A 20,192-nucleotide genomic window follows, 5' to 3' on the forward strand; every position below is an offset into this window, starting at 1 on the left:
GGGCAAGATGTCTCGTATCGGCAAAAAGCCCGTCGCCCTGGTCAAGGGTGTCACCGCCTCGGTCTCGGGTCAGACCATCTCTGTGACGGGTCCCAAAGGGGTCCGTTCCTTTACCGCTGGCGACGATGTGACGCTGACGGTCGAAGGCGAAATGATCAAGGTCACCCCGCGTGGCCTGTCCAAGCGCGCCCGTTCGCAGTGGGGCATGTCCCGCTCGATGATCCAGAACCTGGTTACCGGTGTCACCACCGGTTTCAAGAAGGAGCTGGAAATCCAGGGCGTGGGTTATCGCGCTGCCATGAAGGGCAAAGATGTCCAACTGCAGCTCGGTTTCTCGCATGAAGTCGTGTTCGAGGTTCCCGCCGGCGTGACCGTCGCTGCCCCGAAGCAGACCGAACTTGTGGTGGAAGGCATCGATCAACAGCTCGTTGGTCAGGTCGCCGCGAACATCCGCGAATGGCGCAAGCCCGAGCCCTACAAGGGCAAAGGCATCCGCTATAAGGGCGAGTTCATCTTCCGCAAGGAAGGCAAGAAGAAGTAAGGGGCGAGAGAAATGGCGAACAACAAGCGAGAGCTGTTCCTCAAGCGCCGTGTGCGTGTGCGGAACCGGATCAAAGCAGTGGCTCATGGGCGTCTTCGCCTGTCGGTCCACCGCTCGTCCAAGAATATCATGGTCCAACTGATCGACGACGTGAAAGGGGTCACCCTGGCCTCTGCCTCGACGCTCGAGAAAGAACTGGGCTTCGTCGGCAAGAACAACGTCGAGGCGGCTGCGAAAGTCGGCGCCACGATCGCGGAACGTGCCAAAGCGGCTGGGGTCGAAGAGTGCTATTTCGACCGCGGTGGTTTCCTCTTTCACGGTAAGATCAAGGCTTTGGCCGACGCTGCCCGTGAAGGCGGCCTGAAGTTCTGAGGAGAATTTAAATGGCAGAACGTGAAAACCGCCGGGACGATCGTGGCAATGGCCGTGGCCAGAACCGCGATAACAACCGCGAAGAAGCTTCCGAGTTCGGCGAACGCCTGGTTGCGATCAACCGCGTCTCCAAGACCGTGAAAGGCGGCAAGCGCTTCGGCTTTGCAGCCCTGGTGGTTGTCGGTGATCAGCGCGGTCGTGTTGGCTTCGGCAAGGGCAAGGCGAAAGAAGTGCCCGAGGCGATCCGCAAGGCAACCGAGCAGGCCAAGCGCAGCCTGATCAAGGTTCCGCTGAAGGACAGCCGCACCCTGCACCACGACATGGAAGGGCGCCATGGCGCCGGGAAAGTCGTGATGCGGACGGCCGTGGCCGGCACCGGGATCATCGCGGGTGGCCCGATGCGGGCCGTCTTCGAAATGCTGGGTCTGCAGGACGTCGTGGCCAAGTCGATCGGCTCGACCAATCCCTACAACATGATCCGTGCGACGGTGGATGGGCTGAAGTCCGAAACCTCGCCGCGTCAGGTTGCGGCACGTCGTGGCAAGAAGGTCGCGGAAATCCTCCGCAAGCCGGAATCCGAAGTGGTGGAGGCCTGAGATGACCAAGAAGACCATCGTCGTCCAGCAATATGCCTCGGCCGCACGCCGTCCGGCCGTTCAGACCGCGACCCTCAAGGGTCTGGGCCTGAACAAGATCCGTCGCACCCGTGAGCTGGAAGATACGCCTTCCGTGCGCGGCATGGTGAACGCGGTCTCTCACATGGTGAAGATCATCGAAGAGCGCGGCTAAGCGATCTTCGCATTGAACAGAAAGGCGCCCCGGGTCAAACCGGGGCGCCTTTTCTTTACGCAATCTTATTGAATGGCCCCCCAGTTTGGTCGTCCAATTAACGCTTTGTTAAGATTTCACCGGAATTCTTCATCTGAGGAATGGGGAGATCTGCTGTGCGTGTCTATGAGCTTTCAGCCCAGAATCGCATCCTTTCGGTGTCCGACAACTGGGACCCTTTTGCGCGAACGAACGGCGGCGCCGATGCCCTGTCCCATGCCGTGCTGGGGCGACCGATCTGGGATTTCGTCTCGGGCTTGGACACGCGCAGCTATCTGAATGCGCTGATTTTTGCGACGCGCAATGCCGGCCGCAAGGTTTCGGTGCGCTATCGCTGCGATGGTCTGGCGGAACGGCGCCTCTTCCAACTGCAGATCGAGCCGCTGGAGGACAATGCCGTCCGCCTGTCCCACCTGCCACTGGAGATTCGGAGCCGCCGCAAGCCTGCCTCTGCGCCACCCCCGGGGGCTCAGGTGTGCTGCGGCCAGTGTCTGCGCTGGCGGCAGGGCAGCACCTGGGAGGAGGCCGAAATCCACCACGCCCTGGCGCCGCAGGGCATCGACTTTGTCGTCTGTCCGCAGTGCCGGACCGAGGCGCAACGCGTGATCGACGCCCTGGGCTGCCTGCGCGCCGTCCACTAGAATCCCGCTATCGGCGCTCGCGTCCCGTGGTAGGCTCGTCTTGGGCGACAAGCCCGAACCGGGAGGAAATCATGTCCAAATATGCGGGCGGTTGCGCCCATGTCCATGTCACGATCGACGCCGAGCCCATCGACAACCACGAGTGCCATTGCAATGTTTGCAAGGCTGTGACGGGTCAGCACACGACCCATGTCGCCTTCTTCAACCATGACGATGTGAAGGTCGACCACCCCGAAAAGATCAAAAGGGTGCCCTTCAACGCGCAGAACCCGGATGGCCCGCTGGAAATCTGCTTGTGCACCGATTGCGGTGCCGTCCTGATGCTGGACGACAAAGTGGGCCGCATCCGTGTCGCGGTGCCGAACGTGATGGGCTACGACGACGCGACCTTCCCCAAGGCGAGCTACCATGCGTTTTGGGATGAGACGAAGGGCTATCCGGCGCCCCAAGACGGCCGCCCGGTGTTTGGCGGTCTGCGGCCGGAGTTTGTCTGGCCGGCGGGTCACTAGCGTAGGGTGGGTGCAACCCACCGACAACGGTAGCGGCGGGGTGAACCCCGCCCTACCCAGGTCAAACAGGGTGTGTCCATGCTGTTCAAAGACGACGATGCCGCCTATCTTGACTGGCTGAACGCACATCCAGACGGCTATGTGGTCAACCTCTCACGCAGTTTATCCGGGGATTACGCGGTCCTGCATCGGGCACAATGTGGGGGCATCCGGTCGGAGAAGGTGAAGCCTGGTGCTTATACGGAGCGCGGCTACGTCAAGCTCTGTGGCGTCAGCATCGTGGAATTGCGTCGCCTTATGTCGGAGGTTCAGGGCAGGCCAGACGCGGATTTCAGCAAGACTTGCGGGAATTGCTGCCCCTGACGCCCTTGCCCCGCAGCCCCAACCCCTCTATACGCCCCCGGTGGCGTCCTATCGCCATAAGAATCATCAACGCCGTGTTTGCCTGCGCCGTCGCAGCCCAGGCAGTTCCGGCATAGGAGAATGCGACATGAAGCTTCATGAACTTTCCGACAATCCCGGCGCCGCCAAAAAGCAAAAGCGCGTCGCGCGTGGTCCGGGTTCGGGCAAGGGCAAGACCGCCGGCCGCGGTATCAAGGGTCAGTCGTCCCGTTCGGGCGTCGCCTTGGGTGGCTACGAAGGCGGTCAGATGCCGCTGTATCGGCGCCTGCCGAAGCGTGGCTTCAACAAGCCCAACCAAAAGCAATTCGCTGTCATCAACCTCGGCCTGATCGAGAAGTTCGTGGCCGCCGGCAAGCTGGACATCTCGGGCACCATCACCGAGGACGCCTTGGTCGCCGCTGGCCTGACCAAGTCCAAGCATGACGGCATCCGGATCCTGGCCAAGGGCGTTCTGACCTCCAAGGTCACTCTGGTTGTTACCGGCGCCTCGGCCTCGGCCATCGAAGCGGTTGCGGCCGCTGGTGGCTCGCTGACCGTCACGTCCGCGGCGGCTGCCGAATAAGGCTTGCGGGCGGGCCACGGTCTGCCTACATCTATCTTCGCGCCGCCGACCGGTGAAACCGGTTCGGCGGCGTTATCACAACGTCAACGGGAAGTCCCAATATGGCATCCGCAGCAGAGCAGATGGCGGCGAACCTCAGCTGGGGTGCGCTCGGCAAGGCCAGCGACCTGCGCCAGCGCATTTTCTTCACCATCCTGGTGTTGATGGTCTATCGTCTGGGCACCTATATCCCGGTTCCCGGCATCGACGGGACCGCGCTTAAAAGTTTCATGGAGGGGCAGGGGCAAGGCCTGGGTGGCATGCTCAGCCTCTTTACCGGCGGCGCCTTGGCCCGCATGGGCATCTTTGCCCTGGGCGTCATGCCCTATATCTCCGCCTCGATCATCGTGCAGCTTCTGGCCTCGATGGTGCCTGCCCTGGAAAGCCTCAAGAAAGAGGGTGAGCAGGGCCGCAAGAAGATGAACCAATACACCCGCTACGCGACCGTGTTCCTTGCCGCCTTTCAGGGCTGGGCGATTGCGGCTTCGATCGTGGCGGGCGGGCTGGCCCATGATCCGACGCTGTTCTTCAAGCTGTCCTGCGTGGTGACGCTGGTCGGCGGCACGATGTTCCTGATGTGGCTGGGCGAGCAGATCACCTCGCGCGGCATCGGCAACGGCGTCTCGCTGATCATCTTTACCGGCATCGTCGCGGAAATCCCTGGCGCCCTGGCGCAGTTCCTGAGCCAAGGCCGGTCGGGCGTCTTCCCCTGGTGGGTCATCGTCCTGGCCATGGTCTTGGTCGTCGCGGTCATCTTCTTTGTGGTCTTCATGGAGCGCGCGCTCCGCAAGATCCATATCCAGTATCCCCGCCGTCAGGTGGGCATGAAGATCTATGACGGCGGCTCTAGCCATCTGCCGATCAAGGTGAACCCGGCGGGCGTGATCCCGGCGATCTTTGCCTCTTCGCTGTTGCTGTTGCCGACGACGCTGGCGACCTTTTCCGGTTCGACCACCAATCCGATCCTGGCGACGATCCTGGCCTATCTGGGCGCGGGTCAGCCGCTGTATCTGGTGCTGCAGGGCGGTTTGATTGCCTTCTTTGCCTATTTCTACACGCATAACGTCTCGTTCAAGACCGATGACGTGGCCGAGAATCTGCAAAAGCAGGGTGGTTTTGTGCCGGGCATCCGTCCGGGCAAGAAGACCCAGGATTACCTGGACTATGTCGTCAACCGGGTGCTGGTCATCGGCTCGGCCTACCTGGTCGCGGTCTGCTTCCTGCCGGAAATCCTGCGTTATTACATGAACATCCCCTTCTACTTCGGCGGGACCTCGGTTCTGATCGTCGTGTCGGTGACCATGGACACGATCAACCAGATCCAGTCCCACATGTTGGCGCACCAGTATGAGGGCCTGATCGAGAAGTCGCAGCTGCGCGGCCGCAAGCGCACGGCGCCCAAAGCGCCGGCGCGGCGCTGAGGCAAAACGTCACGCGATCCAAGGGGCCGCTGGAAAGTGGCCCCTTCTTGCGTTAACGCGGAAGTGAACGCGTAAGTGAATGGGGAGGGACCTGAATCATGACCAATATCATCCTTCTGGGTCCGCCCGGTGCAGGCAAGGGAACGCAGGCCAAGCGTCTGGTTGACGACCGCCAGATGGTGCAGCTGTCGACCGGTGACATGCTGCGCGAGGCCAAGACCTCGGGCACCGAAATGGGCAAGCGCGTGGCCGATGTGATGGCGCGTGGCGAGCTTGTGACCGACGACATCGTCATCGGCCTGATCGAAGAGAAGCTGAACGGCGCCTCGGGGGGCGGCTTCATCTTTGACGGCTTTCCCCGCACGCTGAAACAGGCCGATGCCCTGGGTGAGCTTCTGGCGCGTAAGGGCAAGACCCTGGATGCCGTGATCGAGATACAGGTGGATGATGCGGCCCTGGTGGCGCGCATCTCGGGCCGCTTTACCTGCCGCACCTGCGGCGAGGTCTATCATGACGAGACCAAGCCGACCAAGGCGTCCGGCGTCTGCGACCACTGCGGTGGCACCGAGCTGAACCGCCGCGCCGATGACAATGCGGATGCATTGCGCACGCGGCTGGTGGAATATTACAAGAAGACCTCGCCGCTGATCGGCTATTACTACGCCAAGGGTCAGCTGCATGGCGTCGATGGCATGGCCGAGCCTGACCAGGTGGCCACGGCTGTCGCGAAACTTCTTGACAAGCGTTGAATCAAGGGTTCCGCCCCTTGACCTGTGGCTGAAAAGCCCATAAAGCGCGGTGTCCCGGGGCGGAATCGGCCCGGGGTTCTCTTTTGCGCAAGCGGAAGAGGGATCGTTCGGGGCTCATGCCCCGGTTGTGAAAAAAGGTTCTGGTGATACGGAACCGCAACTGTAAAGGAAGCTACGCGTGGCACGTATTGCTGGCGTCAACATCCCCACCGCGAAGCGCGTTCCGATCGCGCTCCAATACATCACCGGCATCGGCGCACATGTTGCCGAGCAGATTTGCTCGGCCCTGAACATCGACCGCGCTCGCCGTGTCAACCAGCTGACGGATGCCGAAGTGCTCGCGATCCGCGAACACATCGACGCGAACTTCACCGTTGAAGGCGACCTTCGCCGTGAAGTTTCGATGAACATCAAGCGTCTGATGGATCTTGGCTGCTACCGCGGCCTGCGTCACCGCAAGGGCCTTCCGGTCCGCGGCCAGCGCACCCACACGAACGCCCGCACCCGCAAGGGCCCGGCCAAGCCGATCGCCGGCAAGAAGAAGTAAGGGGTAGATCAGATGGCCAAGGATACCAAGTCCGCCGCTTCGCGTGGCAAGAAGAAAGAGCGCAAGAACATCGCCGCCGGCGTTGCTCACGTCAATTCTTCGTTCAACAACACCAAGATTCTGATCTCGGACGTCCAGGGCAATGCGATCTCCTGGTCGTCGGCTGGCACGATGGGCTTCAAGGGTTCGCGCAAGTCGACCCCCTATGCCGCTCAGATGGCTGCCGAAGATGCGGGCCGCAAGGCTCAGGAACATGGCGTCAAGACGATCGAAGTCGAAGTTCAGGGCCCGGGTTCGGGTCGTGAATCGGCTCTGCGCGCTCTGGCTGCTGTTGGTTTCAACATCACCTCGATCCGCGACGTGACCCCGCTGGCGCACAATGGCTGCCGCCCGCCCAAGCGTCGCCGCGTCTAAGCATTACTGACGACCGCCGGGCTGCAGGTTCTCTGCGGCCCGGTTTGGCTATTCAACGACCCTCGGGCGTCCGCCGTCAAGGACATGGGCAGCGGGCAGGTATGGAGGCGACAGCATGATCCACAAGAACTGGCAAGAATTGATCAAGCCGATGCAATTGGCGACCAAGCATGGTCCCGATGCGCAGCGTTCGGCGACTTTGATCGCGGAACCGCTGGAGCGCGGCTTTGGCCTGACCCTGGGCAATGCCCTGCGTCGGGTTCTGCTCTCCTCGCTGCAAGGCGCGGCGATCACCTCGGTGCAGATCGACAACGTGTTGCACGAGTTCTCCTCGGTGCCGGGCGTGCGTGAAGACGTCACCGACATCGTCCTGAACCTGAAGGGTGTCCGTCTGAAGATGGATGTCGAAGGTCCGAAGCGCCTGTCGATCTCGGCCAAGGGCCCGGGCGTCGTGGTGGCTGGCGACATCTCCGAGACTTCGGGGATCGAGATCCTGAACCGCGACCACGTGATCTGTCACCTGGACGATGGCGCCGACCTTTACATGGAACTGACGGTCAACACCGGCAAGGGCTATGTCTCGGCCGACAAGAACCGTCCTGAAGATGCGCCGATCGGGTTGATCCCGATTGATGCGATCTTCTCGCCGGTCAAAAAGGTGTCCTACGAAGTCACCCCGACCCGTGAGGGCCAGGTGCTGGACTATGACAAGCTGACGCTGCGCGTTGAAACCGATGGCTCGCTGACCCCCGAAGACGCCGTGGCCTATGCCGCGCGCATCCTTCAGGACCAGCTGGCGGTCTTCGTCAACTTCGACGAGCCGGAAGCGGCCGGCAAGGGCGTGGAAGACAGCGGTTTGGAATTCAACCCGCTGCTGCTGAAGAAGGTCGACGAGCTGGAATTGTCGGTCCGTTCGGCCAACTGCCTGAAGAACGACAACATCGTCTATATCGGCGATCTGATCCAGAAGACCGAAGCCGAGATGCTGCGCACCCCGAACTTCGGCCGCAAGTCCTTGAACGAAATCAAGGAAGTGCTGTCGGGCATGGGGCTGCATCTGGGCATGGAAGTCGAAGACTGGCCGCCGGAAAATATCGAAGACCTGGCCAAGCGTTTCGAAGACCAGTTCTAACGAATGGTGCGTGCAAGCACGGCACCCGATGCCGTGCTTGCCGTCAAACTAAAATGCCCGGACTGCCGGGGAACTTTGGCCTTGCTGGCCCAACGGACGGGGAAAGAACGATCCCCCGCCAGACAAAACAAAATGGAATAGGAGACTATCATGAACCATGGTGCTGGCTATCGCCGCCTCAACCGGACCCACGAACACCGCAAGGCGCTGTTCGCCAACATGTCGGGCTCGCTGATCGAGCATGAGCAGATCAAGACGACCCTGCCGAAGGCGAAAGAACTGCGTCCGATCGTCGAAAAGCTGATCACGCTGGCCAAGCGCGGCGACCTGCACGCCCGTCGCCAAGCCTCGGCCGCTCTGAAGGAAGAGCGTCTGGTGGCCCGTCTGTTCGAAATCCTTGGGCCGCGCTACAAGGACCGTCAGGGTGGTTATGTCCGCGTCCTGAAGGCCGGTTTCCGCTATGGCGACATGGCGCCGATGGCGATCATCGAGTTCGTTGACCGCGATCCGAACGCCAAGGGCGCCATCGACCGCGCGCGTCTTGAAGCGCAGGACGCTGCCGAGTAATCGCTCGCGACTTTACCGAAAGGCCCGCGTCATGCGGGCCTTTTGCATTTCTGCCGGCCCGGTTAGGCTCTGCCCATGTCCGACCTTTTCGACTCCCCCAAGCCCAAGACCGAAGCCACGCGTCCCCTTGCTGACCGCCTGCGCCCGCAGAGCCTGTCAGAGGTCATCGGCCAGGCGCATGTTCTGGGTCCCGAGGGTCCGCTTGGTGCCATGTTGGCCGCCCATTCCCTGTCTTCGCTGATCCTCTGGGGTCCGCCTGGCGTCGGCAAGACGACCATCGCAAGGCTTCTGGCGCAGGAGACCGACCTCGCCTTCGTGCAGATTTCGGCGATCTTCACCGGCGTGCCCGACCTGCGGAAAGTCTTTGAGGCCGCGAAACTTCGCCAGAAGGGCACTCTGCTTTTCGTCGACGAGATCCACCGCTTCAACAAGGCGCAGCAAGACGGCTTCCTGCCCTATATGGAGGACGGCACGATCCTTCTGGTCGGCGCCACGACGGAAAACCCCTCGTTTGAACTGAACGCCGCGCTTCTCTCCCGCTCCCAGGTCATCGTCCTGGAACGCCTGACGCCCGCCGACCTCGAACGCCTGACCCTGCGCGCCGAGGCGGAAACCGGCCCCCTCCCCCTGACGGGTCCCGCGCGTGAGACGCTGATCGAGATGGCCGACGGCGACGGCCGCACGCTTTTAAACCTGATCGAGCAGGTCTCGGCCTGGACCATCGACAAACCGCTGACCCCCGAGGCGCTTTCCACCCGCCTGATGCGCCGCGCGGCCAAATACGACAAATCGGGCGAAGAGCACTACAACCTCATCTCCGCCCTGCACAAATCCATCCGCGGCTCTGACCCCGATGCCGCCCTCTACTGGTTGGCCCGTATGCTGGAGGGCGGTGAGGACCCCCGTTTCCTCGCCCGCCGCCTGACCCGCATGGCGGTCGAGGACATCGGTTTGGCCGACCCCCAGGCGCAGGAACTCTGCCTCGCAAGCTGGCAGACCTATGAACGCCTCGGCTCCCCCGAAGGCGAACTGGCCCTCGCTCAGGCGGTCGTCTACCTGGCGCTGGCCCCGAAATCCAACGGCGTTTACAAGGCTTACAAGGCCGCCCGGGTGGCGGCGCGTGAAACCGGCTCTCATCCCCCACCCCTGCATATCCGCAACGCCCCCACGAAACTCATGAAGCAGCTCGGCTACGGCGCCGAATATGCCTATGACCACGACCAGGAAGATGCGTTCTCGGGCCAGAACTATTTCCCCGACGGCATGAAGCGCCCGGTCTATTACGCCCCACCCGAACGCGGTTTTGAACGCGAGCTGATCAAGCGCATCGACTATTTTGCCAAGCTCCGCGCCCGTCGCAACGCCGAGTAGGCAATCAGCCGAAACACTGTCGTCGGATCAAGAAGCGCCGCTCTTTCTCTTTCATACTGGCATAAATATTCCGGGGGTGCGGGGGCTGGCCCCCGCGACGGTTGACATTTCGCACCGTCCGCCCCAAGGAAACCTGATGTTCACCCTTCTTCAGATCGCGCTTGGCGGCGCGGCGGGCTCTGTCCTGCGTTATCTGACCGTTTCCACGGTCGGGGCGCCTTGGGGCACGGCCGCGGTCAATGTCGCAGGCTGCTTTGCCATGGGCGTCCTGGCCACGCTTCTGGCCAGACACCCGCTGGCCCCGCTGTTCCTGACCGGCCTTCTGGGCGGCTTCACCACATTTTCAGCCTTCTCGCTGGATACTCTCAGGCTGACCCAATCCGGCCGCCTGGCCGAGGCCGCGCTTTACGCCGGCGCCTCCGTTCTTCTCTCGCTGGCCGCCGTCGCAATCGGCGCCGCCCTGACTCAAAGGCTGCTGCCATGACCGCCGTGCAACTGATCACCGTCACCGAGGACGAGGGCGAAAGCCGCCTCGACCGCTGGATGAAAAAGCACTTCCCCCAGATCACGCAAGGCGCCATCGAAAAGATGTGCCGCAAGGGCGAGATCCGGGTGGACAAGGGCCGCGTCAAGGCCAGCGACCGCGTGGCCCCGGGGATGGAGATCCGCATCCCGCCACTGCCCGACACCCCCGCGCCCGAGCATGAAAACGCTGGCATGTCGAAGTCCGACGCCCAGATGATCCAGGACTGCGTGATCTGGAAGGACGAACACATGATCGTCCTGAACAAGCCGCCGGGCCTGCCGTCTCAAGGCGGTTCCGGCCTTGGAGAGCGTCACGTGGATGGCCTCGCCGAAGCGTTGAAGTTCGGCTACAAGGACAAGCCCAAGCTGGTGCACCGTCTGGACAAGGACACCTCTGGCCTTCTGATGCTGGCGCGCACCGACCGCGTGGCGCGCCGCCTGTCCGAGGCCCTGCGCCACCGCGAGGCGCGCAAGATCTATTGGGCGCTGGTCGCCGGTGTGCCCAACCCGAAACAGGGTTCGGTCAAGTTTGGCCTGATGAAGACCTCGGCCGGGCGCGGCGATGACAAGATGATCTGCATCCATCCGGCCAAGATGGGCGATTATCCCGATGCGAAACGGGCGCAGACCGACTTTTTCACGCTGTGGTTCCTTAGCACCCGCATGTCGTGGATGGCCCTGGAGCCCGTGACGGGCCGCACCCACCAACTGCGCGCCCATATGGCAGAGCTTGGGCATCCGATCATTGGTGACGGCAAATATGGTGGGTCGACGGCGGAAAACATGGGCGATGGCTGGGGCGCAGGCACCGGCGGCGACATGTCGCGCAAGCTGCATCTGCATGCCCGCATGCTGACGGTCGAACATCCTGTGACCGGCAAGGTCATGACCTTTACCGCGCCTTTGCCCGACCACATGGCCAAGACCTGGAAGATGCTTGACTGGAAAGAAAACGATGTCCCCGCGGACCCTTTCACCTATCGGCAATAAATGAGCTGGGCCCCGAAACGCTTTTGGAAAACCGCCACCGTTCAGGCCTTGCCGGACGGTTGGGCGGTGCTGTTGGACACACGGCCGGTCAAGACCCCGGCCAAGACGCCGCTGGTTCTGCCGACCGAGGGGCTGGCGCAGCTTGTGGCTGCGGAATGGGATGCGCAGACGGGCAAGATCGACCCCTCTGCCATGCCTGCCACTCGGATGGCCAATTCCGCGCTGGACAAGGTGTCGCCCATGGTGCCCGCCGTGGCCGATCACCTGGCGGAATATGGCGGCAGCGACCTTCTGTGCTATCGCGCCGAAAAGCCTGCGGCTCTGGTCCGCCGCCATGCCGAGGCCTGGGACCCGCTGCTGGACTGGGCCGCCGACCACCTGGGCGCGCGGCTGACCGTGACCCAGGGCGTCATCCACGTCGCCCAACCGCCCCAGACGCTTGAGGCGCTGCGGGCCCATGTGCGGACCTATGGTCCTTTTCACCTGGCCGCGTTCCATGACCTTGTGGCCATCTCGGGCTCGTTGATCCTGGCGCTGGCCGTGGCCAAGTCGCGCCTTGCCGCCACAGAGGCCTGGGAACTCGCCCGAATCGACGAGGCCTTTCAGGCCGAAGAATGGGGCGAGGACGAAGAAGCCGCAGAGATCGCCGCCCTCAAACGTGCCGACTTCCTGTCGGCTGCGCGCTTCTTTGCCCTTGCCGGGTAAGTTTATTGCCTGACAGGAAGGCAGCGCAGGGGGTTCTTTTCGTCCTCCACAGCAAAAGCGACCAAAAATGCCGCATTCGCCGCGGGCATTGTTATATTCTTGACCAATGAAACCGCTTTGACCGATCATGCACGACACTGACGGGGTAACTCGTCCTTGCCTGGTGCAAAATCAGGCATAGATAACCGCTCTGCCAAACAGAGCATTCAGGGAGACATGGATGAACAAGACCCTCTTTCTCGGCACTCTTGCCGCCGCCGCGCTGACCGGGGCCGTGGCCCAGGCCGGCACGCTGGAGGACGTCAAGGCGCGCGGTGAGCTGAACTGCGGCTCCAACACCGGCCTGACCGGTTTCGGGGCGCCGGATGACAAGGGCGAATGGCATGGCTTTGACGTCGACCTGTGCAAGGCCGTCGCCGCTGCCGTGTTCGGCGATGCCTCCAAGGTGAAGTTCGTGCCGCTGACCGGTGAGACCCGTTTCACCGCGCTGGCTTCGGGCGAAGTCGACGTGCTGGTCCGCAACTCGACCTGGACCTATTCGCGCGACACCGACCTTAAGTTCGATTTCGTCGCCGTGAACTACTATGACGGCCAGGGCTTCATGGTCAAAAAAGACCTCGGCGTTTCTTCGGCCAAAGAGCTTGATGGCGCGACCGTCTGCATCCAGACCGGCACCACGACCGAGCTGAACCTTGCCGACTTCTTCAAGGCCAACAACATCACCTATACCCCGGTGAACGTGGCCGACGACGGCGAGGCGCTGCGCCAGTTCACCGCCGGCGCTTGCGACACCTATACGACCGACGCTTCGGGTCTGGCTTCGACCCGCGCGACGCTGCCCGATCCGGACAACTACATCATTCTGCCGGAAATCATCTCGAAAGAGCCTTTGGGCCCGGTCGTCCGTCATGGCGACAATGCCTGGGGTGACGTGATCCGCTGGACCTATTTCGCGCTGCTGACCGCAGAGGAAAAGGGCATCACCAAGGCCAATATCGAAGAAGTCGCCACCTCGACCCAAGACCCGGAAATCAAGCGTATCCTGGGCCTGGAAGGCGATCTCGGCAAGATGCTGGGCCTGGACGCCACCTTTGCCAAGGCCGCGATTGCCGCCAACGGCAACTATGGCGAGATCTTTGAGGCCAATATCGGTGTTGCAACCCCGATCAAACTGGCCCGTGGTCTGAACGCGCTGTGGACCCAAGGCGGTCTGCAATACGCTCCGCCCTTCCGGTGATCTGAAAAAAGGGGCGCGACCGGATCAGGTCGCGCCCCAACCATAACGCTCGTAACAGACCGGCATGAACCGGCGGAGCGTCCAAGGGGGAAATAAATGGCCTATGCCACAGAGCCGCCGACCCAAGGGTTTCGGCTGAGCCAACTCATCTACGACACACGTTATCGCGGCATCACGATCCAGGTCGTGACCTTGGTGCTGGTGATCGCCGCCCTGTCCTGGCTTTTGGGCAACCTAAGCGCCAACCTGGCCGCCAAGGGCAAGGACATCGACTTTTCCTTTTTGTGGAGCCGCGCCGGCTATGACATCGGCCAGACGCTGATCCCCTATACCAACGACGACAACCACTTTCGCGCGGCGATGGTCGGCCTGGTGAACACGCTTGTCGTGGCGCTTTTGGCGGCTTTTCTTTCGACGGTGCTGGGGGTGCTGATCGGTGTTCTGCGTCTGTCGAAGAACTGGCTCGTGTCGCGCCTGATGGGCGCCTATGTCGAACTTTTGCGCAATATCCCGCTGGTTCTGTGGATCGTGCTGACCTATGCGATCTTGTCCGAGGCCGCGCCAGAGCCCAAGGATTTCAAGGTTGTGGACGGGGTGGCCAAGCAAGAGATGTTCCTTGGCATCGCCGCCGTCACCAACCGGTATACCACGATGCCTGCTCCGACGCTGGACCGGCCCTTGCCCGAAATCGCCGGGGTTCCGACCTCGGGGCTTGCGGTGATCCTGGTGCTGATGGCCTCGTTCTGGGTGCTAAGCCTGATCCGCCGCCGCGCGACCCGCGTGCAAGAGGCGACCGGCGTCCGTCCCGGCACCTTTTGGCCGGGGGCCGCCGTGCTGGTCTTGCCCGTCGTGACGCTGTTGATCACCATGGGCTTTCACCTTGATTACCCCGAATTCAAGGGCTTCAACTTCAAGGGCGGCTTGCAACTGTCCCATGCTTTCACCGCCATGGTGATATCGCTGTCGCTGTATTACGCCGCCGTCACGGCCGAAGTCGTGCGCGGTGGCATCCAGGCGATCAGCCGCGGGCAGTCCGAGGCCGCCTTCGCCCTGGGCCTGCGTCCGGGCCGCACCATGAGCCTGGTGATCCTGCCCCAGGCGCTGCGGGTCATCATCCCGCCGCAGATTTCCAACTACCTGTCGTTGGTCAAGGACACCTCTTTGGGCATCGCGGCCAGCTATTTGGACCTGCGTGGCACGCTGGGCGGCATCACCTCGAACCAGACGGGGCGCGAGCTGGAATGTATGCTGCTGATGATGGGGATCTACCTGTCGATCTCGCTGATCCTGTCTGGCCTGCTGAATTTCTACAACGCCTCCGTCAAGCTGAAGGAGCGCTGACATGATCGCATTTGTGCGCAAGGAAATGCTGGAAGCCTCGCCGCCGCCGGCCTCGCAACACGGCTGGCAAGGGTGGATGCGCGAAAACCTGTTTTCCAGCCCGCTGAACATCGCGCTGACCTTTGTGACCTGGATCGCTCTTGGAGCCTTCACAAATATGGCCGTAACCTGGCTGCTGCACGGGGTTTGGACGGCAGACAGCTATCTGGAATGTCAGGAGATCATCCTCGCCTATTACGGCCCCGAAGCTTCGGGTCCTTGTTGGGCGGTGATCCGCGAGCGGTGGCACCAGTTCATCTTCGGCTTTTATCCGGTCGAGGAGTGGTGGCGGCCGGTCTTCTGCTTTGGCCTGATGATGCTGGCCTTTGTGGCGCCGCTGTTTTCGGATGATGTGCGCAATGCCCGGCGGGTGATCGTGCCGGTGGGCGTTCTGACCCTGGTGCTGATGGTCCTGGCCTCGGCGCCGGTGGCGGCCTGCGTAATCGGCGCGGTGATCTTTGTCGGGGCGCTGGCGATTTCGGCCAAACCGCTGCGGCTCTTGCCCTGGACCGGGGTTTATCCCTTCGTTGCCGTCTGGCTTTTGTGGGGCGGCAGCTTGGCCGGGCCGGTCATGGCGCTGCTGGGGCTTGTCATCCTTGGGATGGTGGTCCGATTGCTCAGCGGCAGGTTGGGCGTGCCGCTGTCGGCCGGGCTTGGCATCGTCGCGGCCTTTGTCTGGTGGACGATGCTGGAGCCGCAGATTGCGGCAAGCCTGCCCGGGGACCTGGCTTTCCTTGCGCAGGTCGGTTCCGAGAACATCGGCGGCTTCCTCCTGGCCTTTGTCATCGGGGTTTCGGCCATCAGCATGGCCTTGCCGCTGGGGATACTTCTGGCCCTGGGGCGGCGGTCTGACCTGTTCATCGTGAACAAGCTGTCGGTCGGCTTCATCGAATTCGTTCGCGGCGTGCCCCTGATCACGCTGCTGTTCACCGCCTCGCTCTTGCTGCAATATTTCCTGCCGCCGCAGGTGCAGTTCGAAACCGTCCTGCGCGTCATCATCCTGGTCACGTTCTTTTCCGCCGCCTATATCGCCGAGGTGATCCGCGGCGGGCTTGCCGGCCTGCCCAAGGGCCAGCAAGAGGCCGCGGATGCGCTGGGGTTGGACTATTGGCAGGCGCAAAGGCTGATCATCCTGCCCCAGGCGCTGAAGATTTCGATCCCCGGAATCGTCAACGTCTTCATCGGGTTGTTCAAGGACACGACGCTGGTCAGCTTTGTGGGCCTGATGGACCCCTTGCGCGGCGTCACCGCCATCGTGCGCGCCGATATCGACTGGAAGGGCGCCTATTGGGAGCCCTATCTTTTCGTCGCCGCCATCTTCTTCGTCGCCTGTTTCGGGATGAGCCGCTATGCGCTTTATCTGGAAGCCCGGCTGAAAACCGATCATCGCTGAGGTGTCAAATGGCTGAAGCCGCTATGAAAATTTCTCAAGAAGTGGCCGTGCAGATCACGGGCATGAACAAGTGGTATGGCACCTTTCACGTGCTGCGCGACATCGACCTGACGGTGCAGCGGGGCGAGCGGATCGTGGTCTGCGGACCCTCGGGGTCGGGCAAGTCGACGCTGATCCGCTGCATCAACCGGCTGGAGGAACATCAGGCCGGGCGCATCGTGGTGGACGGGACCGAGCTGACCAACGACCTGAAGAACATCGACAAGGTGCGCTCAGAGGTCGGGATGGTGTTCCAGCATTTCAACCTGTTTCCGCATCTGACGATCCTGGAGAATTGCACGCTGGCGCCGATCTGGGTCCGCAAGGTCCCGAAGAAAGAGGCCGAAGAGACGGCGATGCACTTCCTGGAGAAGGTCAAGATCCCGGAGCAGGCGCATAAATACCCCGGTCAGCTTTCGGGCGGGCAACAGCAGCGGGTGGCGATTGCCCGCAGCCTGTGCATGAAACCGCGGATCATGCTGTTCGACGAGCCGACCAGTGCCTTGGACCCCGAGATGATCAAGGAGGTCCTGGATACGATGATCGCCTTGGCGCAAGAGGGGATGACGATGCTGTGCGTCACGCATGAGATGGGCTTTGCCCAGGCGGTTGCGAACCGGGTCATCTTTATGGACAAGGGGCAGATCGTCGAACAGAACGAGCCGCGCGAGTTTTTCAACAACCCGCAGTCGGAGCGGACCAAGCTGTTCCTGTCGCAAATCCTGGGGCACTAGGCCCAAAGCGCTAGGCGAGGGGCCCAAAGCGCAAAACGGGAAACCCGTTTTGCCGCCCGGCGGGCCCAAGCCGGGGGAGGGGCAAGCCCCTCCCCCGGACCCCCACCCCGGCGCCCAAGGTCATGGCGTGGGGATTTGGCAAGGGTCGGGCTTTAACCCGCAGCTCTTGCCAATCCCGCTCCTGGAACCGTCAGGCGATTTCCTTCGGCACGATGAAGTCATCGGCAACGCCCAGACCCCAAGTGACCTGATCCCAGCTGTCGACCGCGAAATCACAAACCAGGGTGGCCCCGGTCGGGTAATGGGCAAAGCCGTCATGGGTCGGCACCATGGCCACGATGCGGCTGGCGAATTCCGAGATGCCGGGGTTATGGCCCACCAGCATCACCACATCCGCCGTCGCATGGCGCAGCACGGCCAGCATAACATCGGGGCCGGCGTGATACAGCGTCGGCTTCAGCGTCGGCTCGGGCGCCTCGGGCAGGGCGGGCGCGATGCCGGCCCAGGTCTCGCGGGTGCGCAGCGCGTCCGAACACAGCACCTCGCCGGGGACATAGCCGCGGCTGGCCAGCCACTGACCAAGGTCCTTGGCCGCCGCATGGCCGCGCTCGTTCAGGGGGCGGTCGTGGTCGGGCGCATTGGGGTCATCCCAGCTTGATTTCGCATGGCGCGTCAGAATCAGTCGCTTCATCCCCTACCTCCCAGGACGTGACGGGTTCACCCCGTCTTGTGGAACCGGCCCATGTGATAGGCCGATTGCACCTCAAGTCTTGCATAGGCATGGGAGGCGGGGCAAGCGCGGCGTGTGAGGCAACCGCCGGACAGGCAGGCGGAGCCCTTGTCGTCCAACCACTTATGGCAGGCCGGGACGTCGTAGCCCGTGGCGCCAAGGGCTGCGGCGGGGCAGGCGGTCAGGCAAGGCGCAGGGCAGGTGTCGCAGGGGCGGGGCAGGGGCGGGGGGATCTCGACCCGGGTCTTCAGCGCCAGGGCGCCCCGAAACGAAACCAAAAGCCCCTGGTCAGAGTGGACCAACAGCTTGACCGGACTTTCCCAGACGCGGCCGCTGCGCAGCGCCCAGCGGTAAAACGGATGATAGGGCGGCCCGCCGAAGGGAAAAATCGCCTTGGCGCCCATGTCGCAGGCGATGCGGCCGATGGTGCGGCGCGACCAGTCGTCGATCGGGTCCGGGTGGGTCCAATCAGCTTGGGCCTGTATATGGGCCCAAAAGCCGGGCTCTTTGGGGCCCAGCAACAGCAGGGTCTGGGTCCCCGGGGGGAAGCCCTCTTCGTCGGGCTGGGGATGAAAACCGCCCAAGATTTCAAGGTGATGGGCGGCGAACATCTTAGCGCCGCACGCGGGGCTTCACGCGCGGCTCGGTCGAGCGGATCTGGCTGCCCGCGCCGTGATCGGTGAAAAGCTCCAGGATTGCGGCATTGGGCAGGCGCCCGTCCAGGATCGTGACGGCGCGAACGCCTTGTTCCAGGGCGTCAAGCGCGGTTTCGGCCTTGGGGATCATTCCGCCCGAAATCGTGCCGTCCTTGATCATGCCGCGAATCTCGTCGGGGGTGATCTGGGTCAGGACCTCTCCGGCGGCGTTTTTCACGCCCGGAACATCGGTCAGCAGAAGCAGGCGGTCGGCCTTCAGCGCGCCCGCGATGGCCCCGGCGGCCGTGTCGCCGTTGACGTTGAAGGTCTCGTTGTCCGCCATTCCGGTCGCCACGGGGGCCACCACCGGGATAATACCGGCGGCGTAAAGGTCGCGCAGAACCTGCACATTCATCTCGACCGGCCGGCCGACAAAGCCCAGTTCGGGATCGTCGGCCTCGCAGACCATCAGGTCGTCGTCCTTGCCGCTGATGCCGACCGCGCGCCCGCCCTGATCGTTGATCGCCTGAACGATCCGCTTGTTCACCAGGCCCGAGAGGATCATCTCCACAACCTCGACCGTGGCCTTGTCCGTCACCCTTTTGCCGCGCACGAATTCCGACTTGATGCCCAGCTTGGTCAGCATCTCGTTGATCATCGGCCCGCCGCCATGAACCACGACCGGGTTGACGCCGACCTGTTTCATCAAAACGACGTCGCGGGCGAATTCCGCCATGGCGGCATCGTCGCCCATGGCATTGCCGCCGAACTTGACCACGACCACAGCGCCGGAAAAGCGTTGCAGGTGGGGCAGGGCCTCGGAGAGCATTTTGGCGGTGGCGAGGGCAGCTTCACGGCTCACGGTATGGGCTTTCATCATTTTCTCCGGGGTTTGGCCCCGTTTAGGGCTTTTGCAGGCCTGTGCCAAGCGGCTTGCATGACCCGCCAAGGGGCGTAGACTGCGCGTATGACCTATCAAAAAACTCTCGTCCTGACAGGGGCTTCGCGCGGAATCGGCCATGCCACCGTGAAACGGTTTTCCTCCGAGGGGTGGCGCGTGCTGACCTGTTCGCGCCAACCCTTCGATGCGCGCTGCCCCTGGCCGGGCGGCGAGGAGAATCACATCCAGATCGACCTGGCCTCGCCCGACAAGACCATCGCGGCCATCGAGGTGATCAAGTCCAAGATCGGCGGGCGGCTGGATGCCTTGGTGAACAATGCCGGGATTTCGCCGAAAGGGCCGAATGGGGCGCGGCTGTCGACGCTGACGACCGATTTGCGGACCTGGGGGCAGGTGTTTCACGTCAACTTCTTTGCCTCGATCGTGCTGGCGCGCGGGTTGATGGAGGAGTTGCAGGCCGCCAAAGGGTCGGTGGTGAACGTGACCTCGATTGCCGGGAGCCGCGTGCATCCCTTTGCCGGGGCGGCCTATGCGACGTCCAAGGCGGCGCTGGCGGCCCTGACGCGGGAAATGGCCCATGATTTCGGGCCCTTGGGGGTGCGCGTCAATGCGATTGCCCCCGGAGAGATCGAGACCTCGATCCTATCGCCGGGGACGGACAAGATCGTCGAGAAACTGCCGATGCAGCGTCTGGGACAGCCGCGGGAGGTGGCCGACGCGATCTGGTTCCTGTGTTCGGACCAGTCGAGCTATATCACCGGCTCCGAGCTTTTGGTGAACGGCGGGCAGCAGGTGTGACCAAAGGGTCCCGCCAGCGCGGGGACGATT

The 20,192-nt window shown here is 62.7% G+C and carries 26 protein-coding genes; 23 read left to right on the plus strand and 3 right to left on the minus strand.

What is annotated here, in order from left to right:
- Window positions 1-7: 7 nt before the first annotated feature.
- The 22 genes from rplF to NX862_RS16910 all read left to right on the plus strand — a co-directional run bounded on the left by rplF (window position 8) and on the right by NX862_RS16910 (window position 17,098).
- Entirely contained in the window at window positions 8-541 is a 534-nt protein-coding gene (gene rplF, locus NX862_RS16805) for a 50S ribosomal protein L6 (RefSeq protein WP_264495098.1), read from the plus strand.
- A gap of 12 nt (window positions 542-553) precedes the next feature.
- On the plus strand, window positions 554-913 hold the full coding sequence (rplR, locus tag NX862_RS16810) for a 50S ribosomal protein L18 (RefSeq protein ID WP_264495099.1): 360 nt from the start codon (window positions 554-556) through the stop codon (window positions 911-913).
- Window positions 914-924: 11 nt separating this feature from the next.
- Window positions 925-1,509, plus strand: a complete 585-nt coding sequence (gene rpsE / locus NX862_RS16815) for a 30S ribosomal protein S5 (RefSeq protein WP_264495100.1) — start codon at window positions 925-927, stop codon at window positions 1,507-1,509.
- Window position 1,510: 1 nt separating this feature from the next.
- Window positions 1,511-1,702: a 50S ribosomal protein L30 gene (rpmD, locus tag NX862_RS16820; RefSeq protein WP_264495101.1), complete on the plus strand. Its 192-nt coding sequence runs from the start codon at window positions 1,511-1,513 to the stop codon at window positions 1,700-1,702.
- A 140-nt stretch (window positions 1,703-1,842) separates the two neighbouring features.
- On the plus strand, window positions 1,843-2,382 hold the full coding sequence (locus NX862_RS16825; protein WP_264495102.1) for a hypothetical protein: 540 nt from the start codon (window positions 1,843-1,845) through the stop codon (window positions 2,380-2,382).
- A gap of 71 nt (window positions 2,383-2,453) precedes the next feature.
- On the plus strand, window positions 2,454-2,891 hold the full coding sequence (locus NX862_RS16830) for a GFA family protein (RefSeq protein WP_264495103.1): 438 nt from the start codon (window positions 2,454-2,456) through the stop codon (window positions 2,889-2,891).
- A 78-nt stretch (window positions 2,892-2,969) separates the two neighbouring features.
- Entirely contained in the window at window positions 2,970-3,254 is a 285-nt protein-coding gene (locus NX862_RS16835; RefSeq protein WP_264495104.1) for a hypothetical protein, read from the plus strand.
- Between the two features lie 127 nt (window positions 3,255-3,381).
- Window positions 3,382-3,855, plus strand: a complete 474-nt coding sequence (gene rplO, locus NX862_RS16840; protein ID WP_264495105.1) for a 50S ribosomal protein L15 — start codon at window positions 3,382-3,384, stop codon at window positions 3,853-3,855.
- A 101-nt stretch (window positions 3,856-3,956) separates the two neighbouring features.
- Window positions 3,957-5,315, plus strand: coding sequence for a preprotein translocase subunit SecY (gene secY / locus NX862_RS16845; RefSeq protein WP_264495106.1), 1,359 nt, complete (start codon window positions 3,957-3,959; stop codon window positions 5,313-5,315).
- A gap of 98 nt (window positions 5,316-5,413) precedes the next feature.
- Entirely contained in the window at window positions 5,414-6,064 is a 651-nt protein-coding gene (locus tag NX862_RS16850) for an adenylate kinase (protein WP_264495107.1), read from the plus strand.
- Window positions 6,065-6,242: 178 nt separating this feature from the next.
- Complete coding sequence (gene rpsM / locus NX862_RS16855) at window positions 6,243-6,611, plus strand: 30S ribosomal protein S13 (protein ID WP_264495108.1); 369 nt, start codon at window positions 6,243-6,245, stop codon at window positions 6,609-6,611.
- A 12-nt stretch (window positions 6,612-6,623) separates the two neighbouring features.
- The gene (gene rpsK / locus NX862_RS16860; RefSeq protein ID WP_168776066.1) at window positions 6,624-7,025 is read left to right on the plus strand and encodes a 30S ribosomal protein S11; all 402 of its coding nucleotides are present in this window, start codon (window positions 6,624-6,626) and stop codon (window positions 7,023-7,025) included.
- Window positions 7,026-7,140: 115 nt separating this feature from the next.
- On the plus strand, window positions 7,141-8,157 hold the full coding sequence (locus NX862_RS16865) for a DNA-directed RNA polymerase subunit alpha (RefSeq protein ID WP_264495109.1): 1,017 nt from the start codon (window positions 7,141-7,143) through the stop codon (window positions 8,155-8,157).
- A gap of 150 nt (window positions 8,158-8,307) precedes the next feature.
- Window positions 8,308-8,724: a 50S ribosomal protein L17 gene (gene rplQ / locus NX862_RS16870; RefSeq protein WP_264495110.1), complete on the plus strand. Its 417-nt coding sequence runs from the start codon at window positions 8,308-8,310 to the stop codon at window positions 8,722-8,724.
- A gap of 75 nt (window positions 8,725-8,799) precedes the next feature.
- Window positions 8,800-10,095: a replication-associated recombination protein A gene (locus NX862_RS16875; protein ID WP_264495111.1), complete on the plus strand. Its 1,296-nt coding sequence runs from the start codon at window positions 8,800-8,802 to the stop codon at window positions 10,093-10,095.
- Window positions 10,096-10,231: 136 nt separating this feature from the next.
- Window positions 10,232-10,579, plus strand: a complete 348-nt coding sequence (locus NX862_RS16880) for a fluoride efflux transporter FluC (RefSeq protein ID WP_319800893.1) — start codon at window positions 10,232-10,234, stop codon at window positions 10,577-10,579.
- Entirely contained in the window at window positions 10,576-11,610 is a 1,035-nt protein-coding gene (locus NX862_RS16885) for an RluA family pseudouridine synthase (RefSeq protein WP_264495112.1), read from the plus strand. The genes NX862_RS16880 and NX862_RS16885 overlap by 4 nt, the downstream gene beginning before the upstream one ends.
- Window positions 11,611-12,315 (plus strand): ATP12 family chaperone protein, encoded by a 705-nt coding sequence (locus tag NX862_RS16890; protein ID WP_264495113.1) that lies wholly within the window; start codon window positions 11,611-11,613, stop codon window positions 12,313-12,315.
- A gap of 220 nt (window positions 12,316-12,535) precedes the next feature.
- Window positions 12,536-13,552, plus strand: coding sequence for an amino acid ABC transporter substrate-binding protein (locus NX862_RS16895; RefSeq protein WP_264495114.1), 1,017 nt, complete (start codon window positions 12,536-12,538; stop codon window positions 13,550-13,552).
- A 96-nt stretch (window positions 13,553-13,648) separates the two neighbouring features.
- The gene (locus NX862_RS16900) at window positions 13,649-14,893 is read left to right on the plus strand and encodes an amino acid ABC transporter permease (protein ID WP_264495115.1); all 1,245 of its coding nucleotides are present in this window, start codon (window positions 13,649-13,651) and stop codon (window positions 14,891-14,893) included.
- 1 nt (window position 14,894) lies between these two features.
- A complete protein-coding gene (locus tag NX862_RS16905) occupies window positions 14,895-16,325 on the plus strand; it encodes an amino acid ABC transporter permease (protein ID WP_264495116.1) in 1,431 nt (476 codons plus the stop codon).
- Window positions 16,326-16,348: 23 nt separating this feature from the next.
- Complete coding sequence (locus NX862_RS16910) at window positions 16,349-17,098, plus strand: amino acid ABC transporter ATP-binding protein (protein WP_264495117.1); 750 nt, start codon at window positions 16,349-16,351, stop codon at window positions 17,096-17,098.
- A gap of 190 nt (window positions 17,099-17,288) precedes the next feature.
- Here NX862_RS16910 and NX862_RS16915 read toward each other — a convergent pair whose 3' ends face one another.
- The 3 genes from NX862_RS16915 to argB are packed head-to-tail and all read right to left on the minus strand — an operon-like array spanning window position 17,289 to window position 19,340.
- Window positions 17,289-17,789, minus strand: coding sequence for a SixA phosphatase family protein (locus NX862_RS16915; RefSeq protein WP_264495118.1), 501 nt, complete (start codon window positions 17,787-17,789; stop codon window positions 17,289-17,291).
- Window positions 17,790-17,815: 26 nt separating this feature from the next.
- Complete coding sequence (locus NX862_RS16920; RefSeq protein WP_264495119.1) at window positions 17,816-18,439, minus strand: ferredoxin; 624 nt, start codon at window positions 18,437-18,439, stop codon at window positions 17,816-17,818.
- Between the two features lies 1 nt (window position 18,440).
- Window positions 18,441-19,340, minus strand: a complete 900-nt coding sequence (gene argB, locus NX862_RS16925; RefSeq protein ID WP_413694583.1) for an acetylglutamate kinase — start codon at window positions 19,338-19,340, stop codon at window positions 18,441-18,443.
- A 90-nt stretch (window positions 19,341-19,430) separates the two neighbouring features.
- Here argB and NX862_RS16930 point away from each other — a divergent pair, with 90 nt between their 5' ends.
- The gene (locus NX862_RS16930; RefSeq protein ID WP_264495120.1) at window positions 19,431-20,162 is read left to right on the plus strand and encodes an SDR family NAD(P)-dependent oxidoreductase; all 732 of its coding nucleotides are present in this window, start codon (window positions 19,431-19,433) and stop codon (window positions 20,160-20,162) included.
- Window positions 20,163-20,192 lie beyond the last annotated feature (30 nt).

It is taken from the genome of Stagnihabitans lacustris (genome assembly GCF_025950525.1).
Classification (GTDB): domain Bacteria; phylum Pseudomonadota; class Alphaproteobacteria; order Rhodobacterales; family Rhodobacteraceae; genus Stagnihabitans.